This window comes from Corynebacterium urealyticum DSM 7109, from assembly GCF_000069945.1.
In the GTDB taxonomy this organism is placed as follows: Bacteria; Actinomycetota; Actinomycetes; order Mycobacteriales; family Mycobacteriaceae; genus Corynebacterium; species Corynebacterium urealyticum.
Map to the genome: position 1 here is coordinate 1,298,732 of NC_010545.1, position 22,124 is coordinate 1,320,855.

A 22,124-nucleotide genomic window follows, 5' to 3' on the forward strand; every position below is an offset into this window, starting at 1 on the left:
TAGTTTAGTCCCGCCATGCTGCGATGGCGTCGGCGGCCAGTGGATCGTTTCCGATAATCCGAAGCTGATCTCGGGTGGTCCCGGCGTCCAGCAGCTCCCAGGCGAGCGGGGCGGCTGCCGCGAGCGCTGCCGCAGCGGTGAGCTGCTCGGGGGTGGCGAAGCTAGTGTCTGTTCCCTGTCCGTCGGCGGGGTTTTCGCCGGCGGTGACGGTGACCGTGTGCGGCTCGGTGACCTCGGCCGTCCAACCGCCGAGCTCCTCGCTGAGATTGGCGCGGATGTGGGTCGGCCGGTGCTCGGTGTGGATCACGTCCCAATGGGTGGAGACCCCGGTGAGCACCATCAGGGTGTCCATCTCGGCGGCGCGTCCACCAGCGATGTCAGTGTCCAGACGATCGCCGACGACCAGTGGCGCACTAGCCCCCGCCTTGCGTGCTGCAACGTGGAACATCGCGGGCTGCGGCTTGCCTGCGCTCAAGGGCCGCACCCCGGTGGCGCTGACGACAGCGGCCACCATAGACCCGTTACCGACCAGGAAGCCGCGGGACGAGGGCAGCGTCGTATCCAGGTTGCTGGCGATGTAGCGAGCGCCGCGGGTGATCGCGAGCGTGGCCTCGGAAAGCCGAGCCCAGTTGTTCTCCGGGCTGTGGCCCTGCAGCACCACGTCGGGCGAGTCGTCGGCGGAGTCCGTGAGTTCGAACCCTGCCTCCTGGGTGAGATCGCGGAGGCTCTGGCTGCCCACGACGAGCGCCTTCAGCGGGCCTGCACCGGGGCGTTCCTGCGCCATTGTTTCGGCTGCCAGCGTTGCTGCGGCCTGCGCGGAGGTCAGGACCTCGGAGGGGATTGCACTAATGCCGAGGCTGCCCAGGTGTTCCACGACCTCCTCAGGACTGCGCGAGGCGTTATTAGTCACGAAGACCCTGCCCCGGTCAGCAATGCCCTCGACCGCGCCGGGGATCAGTTTATCCCCGGCGAAAACGGTGCCGTCGAGGTCGAGCAGGAGGGTGTCGTAGCGGCTGAGCAGCTCAAGCATGGCTACTTCTCCTCGCTGCTCTCCGCGCCAGCATCGTTGCCATTGCTCTCGCCGGTACCCTCATTGAGCTCCGCGATGCGCTTCTCGGCGTCGAGCACCTCTTCAGTATCGAGTTCGTTGGCCTTGGTAAACCACTGGATGGCATCGGCCGTGCGACCGGCCCGTGCGAGTGCATCGGCGTACGCGTAGGTCACGCGCAGCTTGGTGACGTCTGGAGCGTCGGCAGCGTCGAGTTCCTCCTCGAGGGCGACGATGGCCTCCTCGTAACGGTCAAGGTCCTGGTAAGCACCGGCCACCACCATGGCGAGCTCAACGCGGGTCTCCGGGTCGAGCTCCTCGGGACGGTACTCGCCGGCCACTCCCAGCGTCTTCTCCGGTCGTCCGAGCGCGCGCTCAGCGTCGGCAAGGACGGCAATCAGACCTGGGCCACCCTGCATGCGACGAGCAGCGCGCAGCTCAGAGATGGCTTCCTTCCACTCTCCAGCGTGGTAGGCAGCGATGCCGTTGGTTTCGCGGGCTACTGCCACGCGGCCAGCACGGTCCTTGGCGGCACGCGCGTGTTCGAGGGCCTTTTCGGTGTTCTCGTCCAGAAGGGTGGCGGCCATGATGAGGTGCTTGGCGACCATGTCTGCGTTATCGCGAGACAGGCTGCGCAGCTCCTGGCGCACCTGTGGATCGAGGTCCTTGGGATCCACACCCTCCGGAATGCGGGGCTCTTTCATGCGGGCGTTGATGCGCTCCTCGCGGTAGCCAGAGCGCTGGGGCCCGGACTGACGTGCTCGGTTGGCCTGGCCACCACGGTTCCTGAAGTTCCCACCCCGCCGGTCGCCACCCTTGCGACGATCCCGGTCGAACTTCTTGCCCCCACCGTACGGACGGCCACCGCCCCGAGGGCCGCGTGGCTGGTCGCCATCACGGTCGTTATACCGGCCGTCGCGACGGTCATCGCGGTCCCGGTAGCGGTTGTCTCGCCGATCATCGCGGTCGCGGTAACGGTTACCTCCGCGGCGTTCCCCGCGGTCAAAGTCACGGTCACGGTTATTTCCGCGACGGTTGTCGTCGGAGTTACGGTGCCTGCGGGGCTTGAAGTTTCCGTCTCGCTGGTTGCGGGGACGGTGACCTCGATCGCCGCGGCTTTGGTATTCCGACATTGAACCCTTCTTTCACAGACTCTGTGGACTGCTCACACGATATCACCCCGGGTGGACGGGGTTTTTAGGCAATAAAAAAAGTGGTGGTGCGACGGGCTGTCGATCATCACCCGTACAAAACGGGAACAACCAACAACACGTCGCACCACCACTATGAAAGTTTAATGCCGGCGGCGTCTTACTCTCCCACACCCTCCCAGGTGCAGTACCATCAGCGCAGGTAGGCTTAGCTTCCGGGTTCGGAAAGGGACCGGGCGTGACCCCACCGCAAAAACCACCGACAAACACAACAGAATAACACACACCCAACCACACCCACAACAGGCGTGTGGTGTGCCGTGTCATTCCAGACACTGCATAACAGACGCGAGCACTTCATCCTCATAGAAGTTCACATTGTGTGCGCTTCACACAACCAACCCAAAAGGCAATTGTGTGGTTTGTTACACGTCGGCCAATTAGTACCAGTCACCTCCACACCTCACAGTGCTTCCAGATCTGGCCTATCAACCCCATCATCTCTAGGGAACCTCAAAAGAAACCTCATCTCGAAACAGGCTTCCCGCTTAGATGCTTTCAGCGGTTATCCCTCCCATACGTAGCCAACCAGCCATGCCACGGGCGTGACAACTGGCGCACCAGAGGTATGTCCAACCCGGTCCTCTCGTACTAGGGTCAGCCTTTCTCAAGTTTCAACGCGCGCGGCGGATAGAGACCGAACTGTCTCACGACGTTCTAAACCCAGCTCGCGTGCCGCTTTAATGGGCGAACAGCCCAACCCTTGGGACCGACTCCAGCCCCAGGATGCGACGAGCCGACATCGAGGTGCCAAACCATCCCGTCGATATGGACTCTTGGGGAAGATCAGCCTGTTATCCCCGGGGTACCTTTTATCCGTTGAGCGACACCACTTCCACAAGTAGGTGCCGGATCACTAGTCCCGACTTTCGTCCCTGCTCGACCTGTCAGTCTCACAGTCAAGCTCCCTTGTGCACTTACACTCAACACCTGATTACCAACCAGGCTGAGGGAACCTTTGGGCGCCTCCGTTACACTTTAGGAGGCAACCGCCCCAGTTAAACTACCCACCAGGCACTGTCCCTAACCCAGATCATGGGCCGAGGTTAAGATATTCAATACGATCAGAGTGGTATTTCAACAACGACTCCACACCCACTAGCGTGAGCGCTTCACAGTCTCCCACCTATCCTACACAAACCGAACCGAACACCAATACCAAGCTATAGTGAAGGTCCCGGGGTCTTTTCGTCCTGCCGCGCGTAACGAGCATCTTTACTCGTACTGCAATTTCGCCGGGCCTGTGGTTGAGACAGCAGAGAAGTCGTTACGCCATTCGTGCAGGTCGGAACTTACCCGACAAGGAATTTCGCTACCTTAGGATGGTTATAGTTACCACCGCCGTTTACTGGGGCTTAAATTCTCCGCTTCGCAACAAAAAATGTTGCTAACGGGTCCTCTTAACCTTCCAGCACCGGGCAGGCGTCAGTCCGTATACATCGACTTAACCGTCTTCGCACGGACCTGTGTTTTTAGTAAACAGTCGCTTCCCTCTACTCTCTGCGACCACCACCAGCTCAACACGTCGTTCACCAGCAGTGGCCCCCCTTCTCCCGAAGTTACGGGGGCATTTTGCCGAATTCCTTAACCACAGTTCACCCGATCGCCTTAGTATTCTCTACCTGACCACCTGTGTCGGTTTACGGTACGGGCCATACATGCACTCACTAGAGGCTTTTCTCGACAGCATAGGATCACCAACATCCCCACAAACGGGTACGCATCACGCCTCACCCAAAAGCTGTACGGATTTACCAATACAGCGGGCCACACGCTTACACCACAATCCAATCAGTGGCTCGGCTACCTTCCTGCGTCACCCCATCGCTTGACTACAACAGATCAGGTCCCACGCATCCCAACACAACACACACAAAGTGCATGAAGCATCGTTCAGGGCGGTTAGTATCACTGCTTCACCATTGGTCGCACACATACGGGTACGGGAATATCAACCCGTTAACCATCGACTACGCCTGTCGGCCTCGCCTTAGGCCCCGACTCACCCTGGGAAGATTAACTTGACCCAGGAACCCTTAGTCATCCGGCGGATGAGTTTCCCACTCATCATTCGCTACTCATGCCTGCATTCTCACTCGCATAACCTCCAGCACTGGGTTACCCCGCACCTTCAACGGATCACACGACGCTCCCCTACCAACCCAACACACAATGTTGAGTTCCGCGGCTTCGGCGGTGTACTTGAGCCCCACTACATTGTCGGCGCAAAACCACTCGACCAGTGAGCTATTACGCACTCTTTCAAGGATGGCTGCTTCTAAGCCAACCTCCTGGCTGTCTAAGCGATCCCACATCCTTTTCCACTTAGTACACTCTTAGGGGCCTTAACCGGCGATCTGGGCTGTTTCCCTCTCGACAACGAAGCTTATCCCCCGCTGTCTCACTGCCGCGCTCTCACTTCACAGTATTCGGAGTTTGGCTGATGTCGCTAAGATAGTAGTCCCGCTAAACCAACCAGTAGCTCTACCTCCATGAAGAAACACACGACGCTGCACCTAAATGCATTTCGGGGAGAACCAGCTATCACGAAGTTTGATTGGCCTTTCACCCCTACCCACAACTCATCCCCTCAGTTTTCAACCTAAGTGGGTTCGCGCCTCCACGACGTCTTACCATCGCTTCACACTGGTCATGGGTAGATCACTCCGCTTCGGGTCCAGGACATGCCACTCAAAACACACTAGTTAGTATTCGCTTTCGCTACGGCTACCCCACCAGGGTTAACCTCGCGACATGCCGCTGACTCGCAGGCTCATTCTGCAAAAGGCACGCCATCACCCCACAAAAAGGGCTCTGACGGATTGTAAGCACACGGTTTCAGGTACTATTTCACTCCCCTCACGGGGTACTTTTCACCATTCCCTCACGGTACTCAATACACTATCGGTCACAACAAGTATTCAGGCTTACCGAGTGGTCCCGGCAGATTCACAGCAGATTCCACGAGCCCGCTGCTACTCGGGAAAAATTGTCAACGCACACATTGCATGCTTTCACGTACCGGACTCTCACCGTCTACGGCAGGCCATTCCAAACCACTTCCGCTAACACACAACACACACGCGGGCCATGGCAGCAGCCCACAACAAAATCCCACAACCCCACACACGCAACCCCTGCCAGGTATCACACGCATATGGTTTAGCCATCATCCACGTTCGCTCGCCGCTACTAGCAGAATCATTATTATTTTCTTCTCCTGCGGGTACTGAGATGTTTCACTTCCCCGCGTTACCACCACACCACCTATGCATTCAGTGATGGGCGACCACACATAACCGTGGCCAGGTTTCCCCATTCGGACACCCTCGGATCAACGCTCTATTGGCAACTCCCCGAGGCCTATCGTGGCCTTACACGTCCTTCATCGGCTCATTGTGCCAAGGCATCCACCGTGCGCCCTTAAAAGTAACAAATCAAACACTAAGACACACACAAACACACACCACAAACGGTGCGCATCAGGTGAACAACAAAATCACAAGAAATTAGATACTCGCGTCCACTATACAGTTCTCAAACAACACGAACACCACCCACACAACCAACCACCACGGTCAGTCACACAGGACAGCATCCCAACAGGAACAACAACACATGCCATTCCAGACACCCAACAACGCAACAAACCAAACAACACAACCCGGAAACACAACAACACACACCAACAACCAACCGGTCACTGGCGGACACGCAAGCAAACCCCCATCAAAAGGGTTTCTAATGCCCACGATTCACCCACAAACAAATAAACAAAAACTCCTTAGAAAGGAGGTGATCCAGCCGCACCTTCCGGTACGGCTACCTTGTTACGACTTCGTCCCAATCGCCGATCCCACCTTCGACAGCTCCCTAACAAGTTTAGGCCACTGGCTTCGGGTGTTACCAACTTTCATGACGCGACGGGCGGTGTGTACAAGGCCCGGGAACGTATTCACCGCAGCGTTGCTGATCTGCGATTACTAGCGACTCCGACTTCATGGAGTCGAGTTGCAGACTCCAATCCGAACTGAGGCCGACTTTCAGGGATTAGCTCCACCTCACGGCATCGCAACCCACTGTATCGACCATTGTAGCATGTGTGAAGCCCTGGACATAAGGGGCATGATGATTTGACGTCATCCCCACCTTCCTCCGAGTTAACCCCGGCAGTCTCTTGTGAGTCCCCACCACAACGTGCTGGCAACACAAGACAAGGGTTGCGCTCGTTACGGGACTTAACCCAACATCTCACGACACGAGCTGACGACAACCATGCACCACCTGTACACCAGCCCCGAAGGGAAACTACATCTCTGCAGCGATCCGGTGTATGTCAAGCCCAGGTAAGGTTCTTCGCGTTGCATCGAATTAATCCACATGCTCCGCCGCTTGTGCGGGCCCCCGTCAATTCCTTTGAGTTTTAGCCTTGCGGCCGTACTCCCCAGGCGGGGCGCTTAATGCGTTAGCTACGGCACGGAAATCGTGAAAAATCCCCACACCTAGCGCCCACCGTTTACGGCATGGACTACCAGGGTATCTAATCCTGTTCGCTACCCATGCTTTCGCTCCTCAGTGTCAGTAACTGCCCAGAGACCTGCCTTCGCCATCGGTGTTCCTCCTGATATCTGCGCATTCCACCGCTACACCAGGAATTCCAGTCTCCCCTACAGCACTCCAGTTTGCCCGTATCGCCTGCACGCCCGGAGTTAAGCCCCGGAATTTCACAGACGACGCGACAAACCACCTACGAGCTCTTTACGCCCAGTAATTCCGGACAACGCTCGCACCCTACGTATTACCGCGGCTGCTGGCACGTAGTTAGCCGGTGCTTCTTATCCAGGTACCGTCACCCGAAGGCTTCTTCCCTAGCGAAAGAGGTTTACAACCCGAAGGCCGTCATCCCTCACGCGGCGTCGCTGCATCAGGCTTCCGCCCATTGTGCAATATTCCCCACTGCTGCCTCCCGTAGGAGTCTGGGCCGTGTCTCAGTCCCAATGTGGCCGTCCACCCTCTCAGGCCGGCTACCCGTCGTCGCCTTGGTAGGCCATTACCCCACCAACAAGCTGATAGGCCGCGGGCTCATCCTCCACCGAAAAAACTTTCCACCAACCACACTAAAGATTGGTCCTATCCGGTATTAGACCCAGTTTCCCAGGCTTATCCCGAAGTGAAGGGCAGATCACCCACGTGTTACTCACCCGTTCGCCACTCGAGTACCCCTGCAAGCAGGGGCCTTTCCGTTCGACTTGCATGTGTTAAGCACGCCGCCAGCGTTCGTCCTGAGCCAGGATCAAACTCTCCATAAAAGCCATGAGGCCCAAACAATGAAGAGCCAACATCAACTGGCTAAACAAAAAATAATAAAAGAACTACTGACAAGAAATTAACATCGTCACTCAGAAACACATGACAACAATCCTTGATAAGTAGACACGAAAACCACACCAAACAAAACGTCCAGCGTAGCTTCAGGCGTATTCACAACCAATCACCACACACAAATGTGTCGAGCTGGTTATGCACCACATTTAACGACCATCACTACACAACAAACCATTGTGTAGACACCTGCATCAAGGACCTTTTCGCAAAGCCCCCGAAACACACTAAACAGTGCATCAAGCGACAGTCGGTGGCATGAACAACACCCACGTATCAACCACTCCCCACCACCAATTAACGGTGGCGCGTCAGAGTAGACTGCATCATCATGTTCCAAGTCATGTATAAAAAATCAAACAAATTCCACACACACAATGTGTGTCAGAACCGTTGATCTGCTTGGTTCATCACGCTATTGAGTTCTCAAACAACATATGCACACAACAATCCACAACCACAACACTGTGGCGCTTCACGTTGAGGCGGATTCCGAGCTTATCACCCACATGAACCAGAAGCAAACCGGAGAAAAACTCACGATCACTCACCGTTCACCAAAGCTTGGTGATAAGAAAACAAGACCGAAGGGAAATCCAACCACCCGGCATCAGCGCCGTCGGCCTTGCAGATCAATAATCTACACACACCCCACAACAAACACAAAACCCCAGGTGGAAGCAGGAAACCCGGGCATCGTTATGGTCAATGATGCCCGGGTTTGTTCAACAGCTTCGGCGCTCACACCAAGAACGGCGCAGCGCTGCTCGCCTAGGAGCTGATCTTCGCGCCGGCGAAGTTCTTCTTCCCCTTACGCAGCACCAGCCAACCGCCAACCAGAAGGTCCTCCACAGAGACGGTCCACTCGGCGTCGTCGATGCGCTCGTTATTTACGTACGCACCGCCCTCCTTAATGGTTCGGCGGGCCGCACCATTGGACTTCTCCAGACCAGCGGCGACGAGCAGCTCGACGAGGCTTGCACCAACAGCACCCTCCGCGACCGTCGTCTCCTGCAGAGCTGCGGCAAGAGTCTGCTCGTCGAGGTGGCTCAGATCAGCCCGACCGAACAGTGCCTGGGCAGCCAGCTCGACCTTGCCGACGGCGTCCTCACCGTGAACCAGCGCCGTCATCTCCTGGGCGAGAACACGCTGCGCCTCCCGCTTGAACGGGCGCTCGGCGACCTCCACGGCAAGTCGGTCGATCTCCTCGCGGTCCAGGAAGGTGAACATGCGGAGGAACTTCACCACGTCGGCGTCGGCGGTGTTGAAGAAGTACTGGTACCAGCTGTACGGGCTCGTCAGCTCCGGATCGAGCCACAGGTTGCCGCCACCCGTGGACTTGCCGAACTTCTTACCCTCAGAGTCCGTAACCAGCGGAACCGTCAGGCCGTGGACAGAATCCCCGTCCATACGACGGACAAGATCCACACCGGAGACGATGTTGCCCCACTGATCGGAGCCACCGACCTGCACGCAGACGTCGTGCTCGCGGTGCAGGTGAACGAAGTCATTCGCCTGCAGCAGCATGTAGGAGAACTCGGTGTAGGAGATGCCGTCGGCAGCGAGGCGACGCTTCACGGTGTCACGGGAAAGCATCGTGTTCAGCGAGAAATTCTTGCCCAGGTCGCGCAGGAAGTGGATGACGGACATGTTGCCGATCCAGTCAGCGTTATTGACCAACGTCGCGGGGTGCAGGTCCTTGCCCGACTCCTCGAGCTCAGCACTTCCCTCGAAGAGGAGGAAAGCGCGCAGCTGCTTCTTGATGTGTTCCACGTTCTCGGCGACCTGCTCCTCGGTCAGCATGGAGCGCTCGCCTACGTCGCGCGGGTCGCCGATCATGCCGGTGGCACCACCCGCCAGGGCGAAAGCCTTGTGCCCGGCCAGCTGGAAGCGACGCAGCAGGAGCAACGGCACGAGGTGGCCGGCGTGGAGGGAATCGCCCGTCGGGTCGAAGCCGCAGTAGACCGCGGTCGGGTTCTTCAGCTGCTCGCGAAGTTCATCAAGGTCGGTGGAGTCGGCGATCAGCCCGCGCCACTGCAGCTCGTCAACCAGGTTGGAGTTTTGAATCGTCTCGTTAGACATGTGTTTTCCTCAGTCAAAGATGTGTGATCGTTTTTAAGCTTCTGCCAGCGGCCAGTCGACCGCCTCATCGGTGAGCAGCACCGGAATGCCATCGGAGACCGGATAGGCACGCCCCAGCCGCGGGTTCACCAGATAGTCGCCGTGATCCTCCAGCGGCTGCTTATCTTGCGGGCAGGCGAGGATCTCCAGAAGCTTCGGATCAATCATGCGTCTCATTGTAGCGACATCTTTTCCTCCCGTTCGCTTGGCTACCCCTACCCGCTTTCTGCCCTCTCCCCTGTGTTCATTGCTGTTGTTTTAGGACGCCGCGCTCGCCTGGCTGCTGCTTCAGGTTCACTCATTGTTTGCGTGTCCGAAGCGTTCGCTATGGTGGGTGCCGTACCGAAATACGGGCGCCCCTGATGTGGCTGGGGCTGAGATCGCGCATGGCAGCGCGGAACCGTCTGAACCTGTCTGGTTAGCACCAGCGAAGGAAGTTGGAGGGGCTCTTTATGAGCGCGCAAAACGCAGATATTTACGCGTCCGAAATTCACCCAAAGCACCGTTACGAACCCCTGCGGGTCAACGGTCTCGAGGTGCCGCAGACCGCGATCGACCTGGACGATTCCCCCACTGGACCGAACGAGCCGGTGAAGATCTACCGCACCCGCGGTCCCTACGCGGAGCCGGAGGTGGGCCTGCCCGCGCTGCGCAGCGAGTGGATCCAGGAACGCGGTGACGTCGAGGAATACGAGGGCCGGAAGCGCAACCTGCTGGACGACGGCACCCGGGCCGCCAAGCGCGGCGCAGCCAGCGAAGAATGGCGTGGCGAGAAGCGCGCACCACTTCGAGCGAAGCAGGGGCAGCGCGTGACGCAGATGGCTTATGCCCGCCGCGGGGAGGTCACCCGCGAGATGGAGTTCGTCGCACTGCGCGAGAACTGCGACGTCGAGAAGGTACGCGCGGCGGTGGCCTCCGGCCGGGCGATCATCCCGAACAACGTCAACCACCCGGAATCCGAGCCGATGATCATCGGTAACCAGTTCCTCACCAAGATCAACGCCAACATCGGCAACTCCGCGGTGACCAGCTCCATCCGCGAGGAAGTGGACAAGCTGCGCTGGGCGACCCGTTGGGGCGCGGACACCGTCATGGACCTGTCCACCGGTAACGACATCCACACCACCCGCGAATGGATCCTGCGCAACTCCCCTGTTCCGATCGGCACCGTTCCGATCTACCAGGCACTGGAGAAGGTGGGTGGCGTGGCCGAGGACCTGACCTGGGAGATCTTCCGCGACACGGTCATCGAGCAGGCCGAGCAGGGCGTGGACTACATGACCGTGCATGCAGGCGTGCGCTTGCCGTTTGTGCCGCTGACATCCAAGCGTGTCACCGGCATCGTCTCCCGCGGCGGGTCGATCATGGCGGGCTGGTGCTTGGCCCACCACAAGGAGTCCTTCCTCTACGAGAACTTCGATGAGCTGTGCGAAATCTTCGCGGCCTACGACGTCGCGTTCTCCCTGGGTGACGGTCTGCGGCCAGGCTCCATCGCCGACGCCAACGACACCGCCCAGTTCGCGGAGCTGAAGACCATCGGCGAACTGTGCAAGCGCGCCTGGGATTACGACGTCCAGGTCATGATCGAAGGCCCGGGACATGTGCCGCTGAACAAGATCCAGATCAACAACGAGAAGGAAGAGGAATGGTGCGGGGGCGCGCCGTTCTATACCCTTGGGCCGCTGGTCACGGATATCGCACCGGGTTATGACCACATCACCTCCGCAATCGGCGCGGCGAACATCGCTGCCGGTGGCACCGCGATGCTGTGCTACGTCACCCCGAAGGAGCACCTGGGGCTGCCGAATAAGGACGACGTGAAGACCGGCGTGATCACCTACAAGCTCGCCGCGCACGCCGCAGACGTGGCCAAGGGCCATCCCGGCGCCCACGAGTGGGACGATGCCATGAGTAAGGCCCGCTTCGAGTTCCGCTGGCACGACCAGTTCGCGCTCTCGCTGGACCCCGACACCGCGCAGGCGTACCACGACGAGACGCTGCCGGCTGAGCCCGCGAAGACCGCTCACTTCTGTTCGATGTGTGGCCCGAAGTTCTGCTCGATGCGCATCAGCCAGGACATTCGCGACGAATTCGGCGACAAGATGGCCGCAGACCTGGGGCTACCAAGCATCGGCCAGCCCGAGGACGCAGCACATGCCGACGCGGACGTCCTCGCGGCAGTCGAGGCTGGCATGGACGAAAAGTCCGCTGAGTTCCTGGAACGTGGCGGGCAGATCTACTTGGAGGATGATGCGAGTGTGCAACACAGTTGATAACGGTGGGGACCAGCCGGGCGCAGGCCCGGCCCAGGGCGCGCAGGCGGTGACTCCCCGCGCACTAGACCCCCGGTCGCTGACCTGCTACCTCGTCACCGGTCGCATCCCAGACCTCGACTGGGACGAGGAGTGCGAGGAGATCACCCGGATCGCCGCTGAGGCAGCAGCCGGCGGTGCCGGGGTGATCCAGGTGCGCAGCAAGCCGATCACGGTGCGTCAGCTTACGGAGCTTTCCATCCGGATCGCAGCGGCAGTCGCCGAAACGAACCCGAGAACGTTGGTCCTCATCGACGACCGCGTGGACGTCGCCGCTGCCCTCATGACAGAGCACAACATCCACGGCGTGCACATCGGCCAAGACGACCTCGACCCGCGCCTGGCGCGCGCTGTGCTGGGAGACGACGCGATCATCGGGCTGACCACAGGCACCCTGGAACTGGTGGAGGACGCGAACGCCTACGCGGACGTCATCGACTACGTCGGTGCTGGGCCCTACCGCCCCACCCCGACGAAAAACTCAGGCCGCGATCCACTCGGGCTGGAAGGCTACCCTGCGCTGGTCACAGCCTCCGAGGTGCCGGTCGTCGCGATCGGAGACGTCCGCGCCGAGGACGCCGCAGATCTTGCTGCCACGGGTGTGGCTGGGTTGGCGATCGTCCGCGGAATCATGCAGGCCGAGGATCCGAAGGCCTATGCCGCAAGCGTGATTTCCCAGTTTTCGGGGGCCAACGAGCGTTAGATAGGGCCTATGAGCACACCCGGAACGAGAGCGCGCCGAGTCTTTATCAGCGTTGCTACCCTCCTGCTCACCGCGGGCTGGTCGGCGAATCACTTCGCGTCCGTGCTCGTGGCGCTGCGCGAGCAACTCAACCTGTCGCCGCTGCTGGTTAACGGCGCATATGGGATCTACGCGCTGGGTTTGGTGCCGAGCCTTCTTGTCGGCGGTGCGCTGGCCGACCGGTTCGGCGGACGTCTGGTGGCATTGGCGGGCTCGCTCATCGCGGTGGTGGGTAACAGCATCCTCATGCTCTTCCACGGGGCGCCTGGGCTGCTCACCGGCCGCTTCATCGTCGGACTGGGTGTAGGGCTTGTCGTCAGCGCGGGCACCGCGTGGGCGGCCCGGCTGAATGGAGCTGCGGGCTCGACTCTCGCTGGCATCGTTCTCACCTCAGGCTTCGCGCTGGGGCCGGTCATCTCCGGGCTCGCCGAGTTCGCATTCTCGCCACTCTGGCTGCCTTTTGTGCTGAGCATCATCGCCTCACTCATGGCCGTGGTGTTTTCGCTGCGCACTGGTGACATGCCCCGGCGGATCCTGGCCGTCGCGGAGGATCCGCAGGTCGATCCGAGTGCCTCATCCCGCAAGGCGCTGGCTACCTCGGTGCCGGTGGCGATGTGGGTCTTCGCGGCGATCACCACGGCCTTTGTGGGATTAGCCGCGCGGGTCGCTGAATACTTCGAGACCGGGGTATTCCTGCCTGGGATCGCCGCAGCGGTGGGCTTCGGCGCGGGCCTGGCGATCCAAGCGGCCGGGCGTCGCTGGGGCTGGGGCCCGGGATCCGGAGTGGTGGGCATCCTGTGCGCAGGGGCCGGTTTCCTCGTCGTCGCCCTCGGCGGCGAGGCCCCCTCACTGCCGCTATTCTTCCTGGCCACTGTGCTGCTCGGGCTCGGCTATGGCCTTTGCCTGCGCGACGGTCTACTGGACGTCAACGCCTACTCCCCTGCTTCGCACCGTGGCCGCGTCCTCGGGGCCTACTACGTCGCAACCTACGTGGGTTTCGCCCTGCCTCCGCTGATGCAGGTGCTGGAGCCGCGAGTGGGTCCGTCAGTCCCCTTCGCCGTTTTGACCGCCATCGCGGTGGCCGCTGCAGTGCTGCGCAGCTGGCAGATCCGAACTGGCTACCTTAACCGCACATGAGGCAGCCGAAGACCTTGTCCGTTTTCCGAGAAGCACTATCTACAACCGCGGGATGCGCTTCTGCAGCCCACGCAGTTCGTGGCGCAAGCGCGCCGCTAGAAAGAATGACACTTTGAGTAGCTACGAGCACGTGATTATCGGCGCCGGGATCATTGGTCTCAGCACCGCCGTGGAACTGACGCGGGCCGGTGTGCCCGCGAAGGATATCGCGATCATCGATCCGGCCCCGATCAGCGGTGCCTCATGGGTGGCCGGTGGCATGCTCGCCCCCGTCGCCGAGGTGCAGTACGGGCAGGAGGAGCTCTATCCCCTGATGATCCGCGCCGCCGAGCTGTGGCCGGCGCTGCGCGAAGCTGTGGAATCCCACACCGATTTGGCCACCGGTTACCGGGAGGAGTCCACGCTCGTCGTCGCTGCTGACCGGGCCGACGCCACCCACCTCGCCGAGTTGCTGGAGCACCAGCGCGCCCACGGCATGACGGCCACCCGGCTGCCTGTCCGTCAAGCCCGCAAGCTTGAGCCTGGGCTGCATCCGCAGCTCGCAGGCGCCGTGGAGATTCCCGGCGACCATCAAGTCAACCCCAGGCTGTACTGCGCGGCGGCCGTCGACGTCCTGAAAAAGAAGGGCGCGACCTTCGTGGAGCAGAAGGCGACCGGGCTGGTACACGGCTGCGATGCGGCGGGGTCTGACGCCGACCTCCCTCACGCAGAACAGGCCGACAGGTGTACCGCGGTACGGCTCGCCGACGGCACGGCGCTGGGTGTGAGCGGGAGCGTCTACATCTGTAACGGCGTGGGAGCAGCAACCCTCGAGGGCGCCCCTGCCTTACCGGTGCGGCCCGTGCGCGGGGATCTGATCCGCCTTGGCGTGGCTGAGGGTAGGCCCGCCCCGGTGGAGCGCGTGATCCGGGGGTTCTTCGAGGATCGGCCAATCTACGTCATCCCCCGCACCGATGGCACGATCGCCGTGGGCGCGACGACGCGGGAGGACGAACGGCGGGCCCCCGCTGCCGACGGGGTCTACACATTGCTGCGCGACGCTATCCGCGTGGTGCCCGGGATCGAGGACTGCGAATTCATCGAAGCCCTTGCCGGGGAACGCCCAGGCACACCCGACGACCTACCACTGATCGGCAAGACCAGCGGGAATGTGGTCATCTCCGCGGGCTACTTCCGGCACGGAATCCTGTTGTCTGCGCTGGGCGCTAAGGTGACGGCACACCTGGGGCTCAGCGCGGACGATGGCGATGCCGCGTTGAACGAGGCCGCAAAGGCCACCGGGACGAGCCTCGCGGCATGCCGCTGGGACCGCTTCGACGCAGGTGCGCACTAAAACAGTCGCCCGCGATTAGGGAATAATGGGCAAGTAGAACGCCTCGAGAAAGACGAGCGAGAGGATGCTGAGAATGAATTACACGGTGAACCAGGAAGAGCGGCAGGGCGACGAGGGCCTGAAAATCGCCGAGGTCGTCGCCAACGAGACCGGTGAGAAGGACGCCACGGGCATCGCGATCGCACTGAACCAGGCGGTCGTTCCACGCAGCCAGTGGGAAAGCCGCGAGGTGACCGACGGCGATGAGATCGACATTCTCGTCGCCGTGCAGGGTGGCTAAGGCCAGCTTTCCCGCTTACTCGGCTGAGCCACCCACGATGCCCCCACTCCCCGGAACGACGGCACTGATAGACGCACAAGAAGAAGGCATAGATGCTTGAAATCGCAGGCAAGAAGTTCGACTCGCACCTGATCATGGGTACCGGCGGGGCGACCAGTCAGACACTGCTTGAAAAGGCCCTGGTAGCCAGCGGTACCCAGCTGACCACCGTGGCGATGCGCCGCTTCCGGGCAGGCAACAACACTGGCACCGCTGGGACCTCGAGCGGTGCTGCAGGAGGCGAAAGTGTCTTCGGGCTGCTGAACCGCCTGGGCATCGACGTCCTGCCGAATACCGCTGGCTGCCGAACCGCCAAAGATGCGATCCTCACCGCCCAGCTCGCCCGCGAGGCACTGGGCACCAACTGGGTGAAGCTGGAACTCATCGCCGACGACCGCACCCTGCTGCCCGACGTGGTGGAGCTGGTGGACACCTGCGAAATGCTGGTCGCCGAGGGCTTCGAAGTGCTGGCCTACACCAGCGACGACCCCGTAGTCGCCAAGCGCTTGGAGGATGCCGGCGCAGCGGCCGTCATGCCGCTGGGATCCCCGATCGGCACGGGACTGGGGATCCTCAACCCGCACAATATCGAGCTGATCTGTGCCCGCGCCTCCGTCCCAGTGCTGCTCGACGCCGGGGTAGGCACCGCATCGGACGCCGCGCTAGCCATGGAGCTCGGCTGCAGCGGCGTGCTGCTCGCCAGCGCCGTCAACCGCTGCCAGGATCCGGCCGCTATGGCCACCGCCATGAAGCACGCGGTCGAGGCCGGCCGCCTGGCAGCCGCGGCGGGTCGCATCCCGCAGCGCACCCACGCGGAGGGTGCGCTGGCCAGCTCCAGCTTTGAGGGCCTGGCGTCCTGGGACGAAGACTGGGCGGAGGAGGTGCTCTAAACGTGGCTGAGTCGGCACACACTCCTTCACCGGATGCAGCAGGAACTGGCCAGGCATTCCCCGCCGGGGACTTCGTCTCGCTTCCCTACCGGGAGCAACGGCGGACCGCCCGACACCTGAACCTGCCAGGCTTCGGGGCCGCCGAGCAGCAGCGGCTGCACGACGCCCGCGTGCTCGTCGTTGGGGCCGGCGGGTTAGGTTGCCCCGCGATGCAGTCCCTGGCTTCGGCTGGGGTGGGCACGATCGTGCTTTATGACGACGACACGGTGGACGTCACGAACCTGCACCGCCAGATCTTGTTCTCGGCCGAGGATGTCGGCCGGGCGAAGGTGGATGCGGCCAGCGACGCTCTGAAGCGAATCCAGCCAGATATCAGGGTCGAGACCCACCGATGCCGACTGGACACCGAGAATATCGTCGAGGCCTTCCGGCAGGTCGATCTGGTCATTGATGGCTCGGATAATTTCGACACGAAATTCCTGGTGGCTGATGCCGCCGAAATCTCCGGTACTCCCCTGGTCTGGACCACGGTCCTGCGCTTCGCAGGGCAAATCTCGGTGTTCAACTCCACCGCCAGCGGTGAGCGCGGCATCGGTCTGCGGGATCTGTTCCCCGAGAAGCCAAGCGGAGATTCGATCCCCGACTGCGCGAGCGCCGGCGTGTTGGGTGCGACCACCGCGGTGATGGGCGCGCTGGCGGCCACGGAGGCCATCAAGTGGGTCACCGGGGTCGGCCAGCCGCTGCTGGGCACGGTTGTGAGCTACGACGCGCTGACCGCGCGCACCCAGAGCTTCCGTATCGCCCCCGACCCGAGCCGCCAGCCAGTCGTGGCCCTGTCCCCCAACGACGGCCCCGCATCCTCCACTACCGCCTGCGCAGTCCAGTCCCCGGAGGACTCGCACACCACGCCAGACCAGGACCCAGGCCCCCGCCCAGCGAAGGCACCGAGTAACGCCGCTCTGCACGAGCTCGTCCGCACCGGAAAGGCCTTCACGGTGGACGTCCGCGAGTACCACGAAACGCTCCTCGCCCAGCCGAGCTTCATCGGCGAGCAGGGCGCCGACGAGCACCTAGCGATGTCCGCGCTCGCGGATCCCGCGGGCACCCTGGACGTTGCCTCCCCTGCAGTGGCCGAGGCCTTCGCCCGCCACCAGGGCACCGACGCGGTGGTCTACTGTGCCTCCGGGGTGCGCAGCCAGCACTTCGTCGAAAAATACGGGCAGGCTGCCAGCGAGTATGGAATCACGCTGCACAACCTGCCCGGAGGGGTGCGGGGCTAAACTCCGCGAGGCTCTTTCCTTAGCCGCGGACCGGCTTTTCCGCCCACCCGCGCAGCTCACCGGAGAGCTTCTCGACGCGCTCGCGCTGCTCGGCTACCCGCACACCAGCGGTGCCGCCGCGGGTCGACCGGGACGCCACCGCGCCGTCGATGGTGAGCACCTCGCGGACCTCCGGGGTGAGCCGGGAATCCACGGAGGCGAGCTCCTCGTCGGTGAGGTCGATGAGGTCCACGCCGCGGGACTCCGCGATGCGAACACAGGAGCCCGAGGCCTCATGGGCCTCACGGAACGGCACGCCCTGGCGCACCATCCACTCCGCCAGATCCGTCGCGAGCGTGAAGCCCGCCGGGGCGAGCTCGCGCATGCGGTCCTCGTGGAAGGTCAGGGTGGACACCAGGCCCGTCATCGCCGGCAGCAGCAGGTTGAGCTGCGCGACCGAGTCGACGATCGGCTCCTTATCCTCTTGCAGGTCGCGGTTGTACGCCAGCGGGAGGCCCTTCAGGGTGGCCATCAAGCCGGCGAGGTTACCGATCAACCGACCCGTCTTGCCGCGCACCAGCTCTGGCACGTCCGGGTTCTTCTTCTGCGGCATGATCGAGGAGCCGGTGGACCAGGAATCGGAGAGCGTGACGTAGCCGTACTCCGGGGTGCACCAGTAGATGATCTCCTCGGCCAGGCGGGACATGTCCACCGCGATCTGCGCCAGCACGAAGGCCGTCTCGGAGGCGAAGTCGCGGGAGGAGGTGCCATCCAGGGAGTTATCCGCCGCAGAGTCGAAGCCGAGCTCTTCTGCGATAGCCTCCGGGTCCAGCTTCAGCGAGGAGCCAGCCAGCGCGCCCGAGCCATAGGGCGAGACGGCCAGGCGCTTATCCAGGTCCTGCAGGCGCTGGAGATCGCGCAGCAGCGGCTGGGCGTGAGCCAGCAACGAGTGGGCCAGCAGGATCGGCTGGGCAGCCTGGGAGTGAGTCTTACCCGGCATGATGGCCTCTGGGTGAGCCTTCGCTTGGGCAGCCAGCGCGTCGATGAGCTCGGTGACCTGGACGGCGATATCGCGGATCGCATCGCGGATCCACATGCGGAACATCGCAGCCACCTGGTCATTGCGGGAACGTCCCGCGCGCAGGCGACCGCCGACCTCTGGGCCGACCCGGTCGATCAGGCCGCGCTCCATCGCGCCGTGGACGTCCTCGTCGGAGGGGGCGGGGACGAAGGAACCATCCGCGACGTCCCGACCCAGCTGGTCCAGCCCGTTCAGCATGGTCTCCAGGTCGGCGTCGGAGAGGAGCCCGGCCCGATTCAGCACCTTGGCGTGCGCCTTCGAGGCGAGCACGTCATAGGGGGCGAGCACCCAGTCGAAGTGGGTGGACACGGACAGCGCGAACATGGCCTCCGAAGGGCCGCCGGAAAAGCGGCCGCCCCAGAGCGCGCCCTCGTTCGTGCCGTGCTTGTCCAGCGAACCGGGGTTGGACGCACCGTGATCTGCCATTGAAGGATTCCTCTCCGTGAGTGACGTCGTGAAAGAAAGTCGGTCTGAAAGAAACTAACGGCGGGCAGCCCCACGAACGGGACCGCCCGCCAGGAAGGGGCTATTACAGGATGCCCATATCGCGCTTAGCGGCGATCTTGGAGGACAGGCCGTGCAGCTCCACGAAGCCCTTGGCCAGGGACTGGTCGAAGCTATCGCCCTCGTCGTAGGTGGCCAGGTTGAAGTCGTAGAGGGAGTGGTCGGAACGGCGGCCGTTGATGATGATGTTGCCGGCGTGCAGCACCAGGCGGATGTCGCCGGTGACGTGCTCCTGGGACTCCTCGATGAAGGCATCCAGGGAACGCTTCAGCGGGGAGAACCACAGGCCGTCGTAGACCAGGTCGGACCACTCGGCGTCGATGCCGCGCTTGTAACGAGCCAGCTCGCGCTCGATGGTCACGGCCTCCATGGCCTCGTGCGCGCGGATGAGGGTCATCGCGCCCGGAGCCTCGTAGATCTCGCGGGACTTGATGCCCACCAGGCGGTCCTCGACCATGTCCAGGCGGCCCACGCCCTGCGCACCAGCGCGGCGGTTGAGCTCCTCGATGGCCTCCAGGACGGTCACCTTGCGGCCGTCGATGGCCACCGGCACGCCGGACTCGAAGGAGATGATGACCTCATCCGGGGCCTGGCCCAGGGCCGGGTCCTCGGTGTAGGCGTAGACGTCCTTGGTCGGGGCGTTCCACAGGTCCTCCAGGTAGCCGGTCTCAACGGCGCGGCCCCAGACGTTCTGGTCGATGGAGAACGGGGAGGACTTGGACTGCTCGATCGGGATGTTGTTTTCCTCAGCGAAGGCGATGGCCTTGTCGCGGGTCCAGGCGTAATCGCGGGCCGGGGCGATGATCTCCAGCTCCGGTGCGGTGTTGGCGAAGCCGACCTCGAAACGGACCTGGTCGTTGCCCTTACCGGTGCAGCCGTGGGCGACGGCGGTGCCGTTGTGCTCCTTGGCGGCCTCGGCCATGTGCTTGACGATCAGCGGGCGGGAGATCGCGGAGACCAGCGGGTACTCCTTCATGTACAGACCGTTGGCCTTGATCGTCGGCAGGCAGTAGTCGTTGGCGAACTCGTCGCGGGCGTCCACCACGATGGACTCCACGGCGCCGGCGCCGAGCGCGCGCTGGCGGACGGTCTCCATGTCCTCGCCGCCCTGGCCCAGGTCGATGGACACGGCGATGACCTCAGCGTTGCGCTCCTTGGCGATCCAGCTGATGGCGACGGTGGTGTCCAGGCCACCGGAGTATGCGAGTACGACGCGATCCTTCATTGAGGTTTCCTTTCCCCGTTTTCTGTTCTTCTTTTAAAGATTCTAGTTGCTGTGATTTTTTGTTGAGCATCCGGCGCGGGCTAGTGGCGTCCATTCTGGACGGCCGCTCTCCCACCGGATCGCCGGCACGGTTGCTAGCCGCGGGCCAGCTCCGCGAAATACTCCGCGACCTGGGCCCCACTGTGTCCTTCGCGGGCGAGCACGAAGACCGTGTCATCACCCGCGATGGTACCCACCGTCTGTGGCAGTTCCGAGCGGTCGAGGACGCTGGCCAGGTATTGGGCCGCCCCCGGCGGGGTGCGCAGCACCGCGATGTTGCCGGAGTCGTCGTGGGCGACCAGCAGCTCGGAAAGCACCCGGCGCAGGTGTGCGGGCCCGTCCCCCACCATGGCTTCCGCCAGGGTGTAGTGGGACTTGCCGTCGGTGCGTACCTTGCGGGCTCCCAGGTCCACGAGGTCCCGGGAGAGCGTGGCCTGCGTGATCTCGATATCCATGGTGTGCAGGATGTCGAGCAGCTCGCGTTGGTTCGCCACCCGGTGCTGGCCGATCACCCGAGCGATGGCTGCCTGCCGGGCAGACTTCGACGGCGTGGCAGACCGGTCTAACGGAGCAGCCATACCATCAGCGCCTTTTGCGCGTGCAGGCGGTTTTCGGCCTCGTCGAAGACCACCGACTGCTCGCCGTCGATGACCTCAGCGGTGACCTCGTTGCCCCGGTACGCGGGCAGGCAGTGCAGGAAGATCGCGTCTTCCTTCGCCTCCGCCATGAGCTCCTCGTTGACCTGGTAGGCGCGCAGGGCGCTGCGGTCGACGTTCGGGTCCTGGCCCATGGACACCCATGTGTCGGTGATGACGACGTCGGCGTCCGCGGCGGTGACCTCGTCCGTCACGGTGACGGTGGAGCCCGTCTCCGCGGCCCGCTTCTTCGCCCGCTCCACGAACTCTGCCTCTGGCTGGAAGCCCTCCGGGGCGCAGATCGTGATGTCGATGCCCGCGGTGGCGAAGCCCAGCATGTAGCTGTTGGCCATGTTATTGGCACCGTCGCCGAAATAGATGGCCTTCAGACCGGCGAGCTTGCCCTTCTTCTCCCGGATGGTCTGCAGGTCAGCGAGGATCTGGCAGGGGTGGAAGTCATCGGAAAGTGAGTTGATGATCGGCACTGTCGCGGTTTCGGCCATCTCGGCGAGGTTGCTGTGCGCACCAGTGCGCCAGACGATCATGCTGGCGAACCGGGAGAGCACCGCGCCAGTGTCCTGGAAGGTCTCCCCCTTGCCCATCTGGGAGCTGCCGGAGTCCACGACGATCGGGCTGCCACCCAGCTCGGTGATGCCGGCGCTGAAGGAGAAGCGGGTGCGGGTGGAGGTCTTATCGAACAGCACCGCCACGGACTGGCGCTCCAGGATATTACGGAAGGGGTTGCCGTAGCGGTCAGCCTTCACCTTTTCCGCGAGGTCCAGGACCTGCGCCTGCTCTTCCGGGGTGAGGTCGTCGTCCGCCAGCATGTGGCGCAGAGGCTTGGTGTTCTTTTCTGGAAGGGTCATTTCTAGCTTTCTGTCGTCGA

The 22,124-nt window shown here is 62.3% G+C and carries 15 protein-coding genes, 3 rRNA genes and 1 riboswitch; of the genes, 7 read left to right on the forward strand and 11 right to left on the reverse strand.

All coding sequences use genetic code 11. The features are described 5' to 3' along the window. Positions 1 to 4: 4 nt before the first annotated feature. The 7 genes from CU_RS05530 to CU_RS05560 form a co-directional block, all read right to left on the reverse strand. Complete coding sequence (locus CU_RS05530; protein ID WP_012360347.1) at positions 5 to 1,030, reverse strand: HAD-IIA family hydrolase; 1,026 nt, start codon at positions 1,028 to 1,030, stop codon at positions 5 to 7. A 2-nt stretch (positions 1,031 to 1,032) separates the two neighbouring features. Then, the gene (locus CU_RS05535) at positions 1,033 to 2,181 is read right to left on the reverse strand and encodes a tetratricopeptide repeat protein (protein WP_012360348.1); all 1,149 of its coding nucleotides are present in this window, start codon (positions 2,179 to 2,181) and stop codon (positions 1,033 to 1,035) included. A 165-nt stretch (positions 2,182 to 2,346) separates the two neighbouring features. Further along, positions 2,347 to 2,463, reverse strand: a 5S ribosomal RNA gene (gene rrf / locus CU_RS05540). 155 nt (positions 2,464 to 2,618) lie between these two features. Then, a 23S ribosomal RNA gene (locus CU_RS05545) occupies positions 2,619 to 5,696 on the reverse strand. Between the two features lie 351 nt (positions 5,697 to 6,047). Next, a 16S ribosomal RNA gene (locus CU_RS05550) occupies positions 6,048 to 7,568 on the reverse strand. Together the 16S, 23S and 5S rRNA genes form the textbook arrangement of a ribosomal RNA operon. An 844-nt stretch (positions 7,569 to 8,412) precedes the next feature. Then, the gene (gene tyrS, locus CU_RS05555) at positions 8,413 to 9,723 is read right to left on the reverse strand and encodes a tyrosine--tRNA ligase (protein WP_012360349.1); all 1,311 of its coding nucleotides are present in this window, start codon (positions 9,721 to 9,723) and stop codon (positions 8,413 to 8,415) included. A 33-nt stretch (positions 9,724 to 9,756) separates the two neighbouring features. Further along, entirely contained in the window at positions 9,757 to 9,930 is a 174-nt protein-coding gene (locus tag CU_RS05560) for a Trm112 family protein (protein WP_041628482.1), read from the reverse strand. Positions 9,931 to 10,101: 171 nt separating this feature from the next. After that, positions 10,102 to 10,215, forward strand: a riboswitch (TPP riboswitch). Between CU_RS05560 and thiC the strand changes: the two genes are divergently transcribed. The 7 genes from thiC to CU_RS05595 all read left to right on the forward strand — a co-directional run bounded on the left by thiC (position 10,215) and on the right by CU_RS05595 (position 17,775). After that, positions 10,215 to 12,035, forward strand: a complete 1,821-nt coding sequence (thiC, locus tag CU_RS05565) for a phosphomethylpyrimidine synthase ThiC (protein ID WP_012360351.1) — start codon at positions 10,215 to 10,217, stop codon at positions 12,033 to 12,035. Its footprint overlaps the riboswitch before it by 1 nt. A gap of 79 nt (positions 12,036 to 12,114) precedes the next feature. After that, positions 12,115 to 12,777, forward strand: a complete 663-nt coding sequence (locus CU_RS05570) for a thiamine phosphate synthase (protein WP_392389288.1) — start codon at positions 12,115 to 12,117, stop codon at positions 12,775 to 12,777. A gap of 9 nt (positions 12,778 to 12,786) precedes the next feature. Further along, the gene (locus CU_RS05575) at positions 12,787 to 13,953 is read left to right on the forward strand and encodes an MFS transporter (RefSeq protein WP_012360353.1); all 1,167 of its coding nucleotides are present in this window, start codon (positions 12,787 to 12,789) and stop codon (positions 13,951 to 13,953) included. A 112-nt stretch (positions 13,954 to 14,065) separates the two neighbouring features. Further along, positions 14,066 to 15,286 carry a glycine oxidase ThiO gene (gene thiO, locus CU_RS05580; RefSeq protein ID WP_041628483.1) on the forward strand — a complete coding sequence of 407 codons (1,221 nt, stop codon included), beginning with the start codon at positions 14,066 to 14,068 and terminating at the stop codon, positions 15,284 to 15,286. A 73-nt stretch (positions 15,287 to 15,359) separates the two neighbouring features. After that, the gene (gene thiS / locus CU_RS05585) at positions 15,360 to 15,566 is read left to right on the forward strand and encodes a sulfur carrier protein ThiS (RefSeq protein WP_012360355.1); all 207 of its coding nucleotides are present in this window, start codon (positions 15,360 to 15,362) and stop codon (positions 15,564 to 15,566) included. A 92-nt stretch (positions 15,567 to 15,658) separates the two neighbouring features. After that, a complete protein-coding gene (locus tag CU_RS05590; RefSeq protein ID WP_012360356.1) occupies positions 15,659 to 16,495 on the forward strand; it encodes a thiazole synthase in 837 nt (278 codons plus the stop codon). 2 nt (positions 16,496 to 16,497) lie between these two features. Beyond that, positions 16,498 to 17,775 (forward strand): ThiF family adenylyltransferase, encoded by a 1,278-nt coding sequence (locus tag CU_RS05595; protein ID WP_012360357.1) that lies wholly within the window; start codon positions 16,498 to 16,500, stop codon positions 17,773 to 17,775. Positions 17,776 to 17,794: 19 nt separating this feature from the next. Here CU_RS05595 and argH read toward each other — a convergent pair whose 3' ends face one another. From argH to argF, 4 genes are all read right to left on the reverse strand, one after another. Continuing rightward, positions 17,795 to 19,228: an argininosuccinate lyase gene (gene argH / locus CU_RS05600; protein WP_187289755.1), complete on the reverse strand. Its 1,434-nt coding sequence runs from the start codon at positions 19,226 to 19,228 to the stop codon at positions 17,795 to 17,797. Between the two features lie 136 nt (positions 19,229 to 19,364). Then, positions 19,365 to 20,564: an argininosuccinate synthase gene (locus CU_RS05605; RefSeq protein ID WP_012360359.1), complete on the reverse strand. Its 1,200-nt coding sequence runs from the start codon at positions 20,562 to 20,564 to the stop codon at positions 19,365 to 19,367. A 134-nt stretch (positions 20,565 to 20,698) separates the two neighbouring features. Next, the gene (gene argR / locus CU_RS05610; RefSeq protein ID WP_012360360.1) at positions 20,699 to 21,181 is read right to left on the reverse strand and encodes an arginine repressor; all 483 of its coding nucleotides are present in this window, start codon (positions 21,179 to 21,181) and stop codon (positions 20,699 to 20,701) included. Next, complete coding sequence (argF, locus tag CU_RS05615; RefSeq protein ID WP_012360361.1) at positions 21,166 to 22,104, reverse strand: ornithine carbamoyltransferase; 939 nt, start codon at positions 22,102 to 22,104, stop codon at positions 21,166 to 21,168. The genes argR and argF overlap by 16 nt, the downstream gene beginning before the upstream one ends. Positions 22,105 to 22,124: the final 20 nt, after the last annotated feature.

Coding starts and splice junctions, on each gene's coding strand:
- CU_RS05530 (WP_012360347.1), bottom strand. CDS start 1,030: ATGCTTGAGCTGCTCAGCCGCTACGACACCCTCCTGCTCGACCTCGAC.
- CU_RS05535 (WP_012360348.1), bottom strand. CDS start 2,181: ATGTCGGAATACCAAAGCCGCGGCGATCGAGGTCACCGTCCCCGCAAC.
- tyrS (WP_012360349.1), bottom strand. CDS start 9,723: ATGTCTAACGAGACGATTCAAAACTCCAACCTGGTTGACGAGCTGCAG.
- CU_RS05560 (WP_041628482.1), bottom strand. CDS start 9,930: ATGATTGATCCGAAGCTTCTGGAGATCCTCGCCTGCCCGCAAGATAAG.
- thiC (WP_012360351.1), top strand. CDS start 10,215: ATGAGCGCGCAAAACGCAGATATTTACGCGTCCGAAATTCACCCAAAG.
- CU_RS05575 (WP_012360353.1), top strand. CDS start 12,787: ATGAGCACACCCGGAACGAGAGCGCGCCGAGTCTTTATCAGCGTTGCT.
- thiS (WP_012360355.1), top strand. CDS start 15,360: ATGAATTACACGGTGAACCAGGAAGAGCGGCAGGGCGACGAGGGCCTG.
- CU_RS05590 (WP_012360356.1), top strand. CDS start 15,659: ATGCTTGAAATCGCAGGCAAGAAGTTCGACTCGCACCTGATCATGGGT.
- CU_RS05605 (WP_012360359.1), bottom strand. CDS start 20,564: ATGAAGGATCGCGTCGTACTCGCATACTCCGGTGGCCTGGACACCACC.
- argR (WP_012360360.1), bottom strand. CDS start 21,181: ATGGCTGCTCCGTTAGACCGGTCTGCCACGCCGTCGAAGTCTGCCCGG.
- argF (WP_012360361.1), bottom strand. CDS start 22,104: ATGACCCTTCCAGAAAAGAACACCAAGCCTCTGCGCCACATGCTGGCG.